Source organism: Pseudonocardia wallangbongensis (genome assembly GCF_054486945.1).
Map to the genome: position 1 here is coordinate 1 of NZ_JBRERS010000038.1, position 2611 is coordinate 2611.

A 2611-nucleotide genomic window follows, 5' to 3' on the forward strand; every position below is an offset into this window, starting at 1 on the left:
TGTCAATGGCCAGTTCGTTTTCCCCGCTGGCGGCCAGGAGTTCTCCCCGCTGGTGGCCAGATAGTTCTCCCCGACGGCGGCCAGATAAGTCCCCGCCTCGGGTCGGTCGGGGTCAGGTCAAGGGGTTCACCCCCTTGCCTGCGGTGGCCTGTGCGAGGCGGTAGCTGTCACCTTGGGTGACGACGATGTGGGCGTGGTGCAGGAGCCGGTCGACCGTGGCGGTGGCCAGGGTCTTGGGCATGATCTCGTCGAACCCGGACGGGTGCAGGTTGCTCGACACCGCCAGCGAGCGGCGTTCGTAGGCGGCGTCGACGAGCCGGTAGAACCCCTCGGCGGCGTCGGGTGAGACGGGCAGCAGGCCGATGTCGTCGATGATGATCAGGTCGGTGCGGATCAACCTGGCGAGGGCGCGGGTGATCGAGTCGTCGGCGCGGTGGCGGCGCACGAGTGCGCCGAGGTCTTCGATGGTGAACCAGGCCACGGTCATCCCGGCCTCGACCGCGGCCTGGCCCAGGGCCTCGCAGAAGTGGGACTTCCCGGTGCCCGACGGCCCGCAGATGCACACGTTCTCCCGCCGTGCGACCCACTCCAGGCTGGTCAGCGCGTCCTGGGTGGGGCGCGGGATGCAGGACGCGGCGGCGTCCCAGTCGTGCAGGGTCTTCCCGGCGGGGAACCCGGCGCGGGTGCGGCGGGTGCGCAGGTTCGTGGCGTCGCGGCCGGCGGCTTCCTCGGCGAGCAGGACCCGGACCAGCTCGGCGTGGTCCCAGCGTTGCGCTCGCGCGGTCGGGACGAGTTCGACCAGGTGGCGGCGGATGTGTGGGAGCTTGAGCCGGCGGGTCAGCTCGACGGCTTCGGCGAGCGGATCCCCGCCCGAGGCCGCTACTGCCTGCGCAGGTGTTGGCCGGCTGCCGGCGGTGCTCATGACGGCTCTCCTGCCGGGTCGAGCCCTGCCGGGTCGAGCCCTGCCGGGTCGAGCCCTGCCGGGTCGAGCCCGAACCTGGACCATGCCGAGGTGCCGGGTTGCAGGCTGTGGGTCTCACTGGCCCTGGTTGTGGGCTTGTTGACCTCGCGCCCGGCTTGGTGGGCGAGGATGCGCAGCACGTCGTTCTCGGCGAACCGGCCCGCGACCGCCGCCGTCCCGAGGGCGCGGTCGACCTCGCCGGGCGGGTGCAGCTTGGCCAACGCGACGGCTTCGGCCATCTTGCGCCGGACCCCACGCGCACCCGATCCGGCGGCCTCGACCAGCCACGACGCGGCCCCCGGGCCGAGGGCGAGGAACTCGGCCTCGGAGGCGCTGCCTGCCCGTGGTGCGCGTTCCCCGTCCGCGTTCGCGGCCGCGGTGGGCGGCGGGTAGTGCTCGTCCTGGATCGAGGGCGTCCCCGGCGTCGAGCGGGCGTGGCGGGCGACCTCGGCCGGCCCGTGCTCACCGACGGCGGTGATCACCAGGTCATCTCCGTGGAAGCGGACCCAGACCCGGGTGTCGACCAGCTGGTGGGGCACCGAGTAGCGCACCCCCTCCACCGAGACCGTGGAGTCCCAGTTCACCCGCCGGGTGGTGCCGAACGCGACCGTGAACGGCTGACCGGGCAGCGGGTGCAGCCGGGTGCGTTCCTCGGCCAGCGCCTCGACCGGTGGGCGGCGGGTCTCCCGGTGCGGGCGGGTGTTCACCGTGTCGCAGAACTCTCGACACGCGGTCTCCAGCTGGGCGAACGTGCGGTAGTCCTCCAGCAGGTTCGCCGCCGTGGGGACCAGGTCGGCCTTTGAGATCCGCACCGTCGCCTCCGACCCGCCTTTGGACTGCGGATCCGCCGGCACACAGGTGCGGATCGTCATCCCGTAGTGCCGCCCCACCGCCACGATCTCCGGGTGCCGCACCGCGATCCCCGCCACGTGATCGACGCTCACCGTCTTCTCGTTGTCGGTCAGCGCGTAGGTCGGCACCCCACCCAGCCGGCGCAGCGTGGTGTCCATGCAGGCCACGATCGTGGGCAGGGTGCGGTCCCAGACCGCGAGCACCACCCGGAACCGCGACCACGCCAACCACGCGCACCACAGGCTCGTGCGGCGCCCGTGCACGCGAGGCCCTTCGGCCCAGTCCCACTGCAGCCACAACCCCGGCTCGACCACCCACGGCCGGAACACCCGCCGCTGCCCGGCACGCAGCCGCGCCTTCACCTCCGCGACCGTGCGGCGGGTGGTGCGTTCCCCGCCCGTGAAGCCCATCCCCGTGATCCGCTCGTGCACGATGTCGGCACGGACCCGGCCGTCCGAGCGCACGACCAGCTCCTCGATCTTGGCCAGGTACTCGTCGATCGGCCGCGCCCGATGCTCGCGCGCCACCGGCGGCTGCCCGGCCTCGCGCAACGCCACATAACGAGCGACGGTGTGGTGATCACAGCCCGCCAACTCCGCGGCGGCGCGGTAACTCCCCGTGAGGTCGAACGCCTCCAGGATCTCCATGATCTCCTCGTCTCGCTTCACCGGCAGACCCTCGCCGCCGGCGTCCAGTGGTTGATCACCGGGGAGATATCTGGCCGCCAGCGGGGAGAACGCTGGCCGTCACCGGGGCGGTAAATGGCCGCCTACGGGGAGTTTGGACTGGCCGCTGTCA

The 2611-nt window shown here is 72.2% G+C and carries 2 protein-coding genes; both read right to left on the minus strand.

Annotated elements, in window-relative coordinates:
• Nucleotides 1–112: 112 nt before the first annotated feature.
• Nucleotides 113–922 carry an IS21-like element helper ATPase IstB gene (gene istB / locus ACU436_RS42290; protein ID WP_459032819.1) on the minus strand — a complete coding sequence of 270 codons (810 nt, stop codon included), beginning with the start codon at nt 920–922 and terminating at the stop codon, nt 113–115.
• A complete protein-coding gene (istA, locus tag ACU436_RS42295) occupies nt 919–2481 on the minus strand; it encodes an IS21 family transposase (protein ID WP_459032820.1) in 1563 nt (520 codons plus the stop codon). Before istA ends, istB begins: the two co-directional genes overlap by 4 nt.
• Nucleotides 2482–2611: the final 130 nt, after the last annotated feature.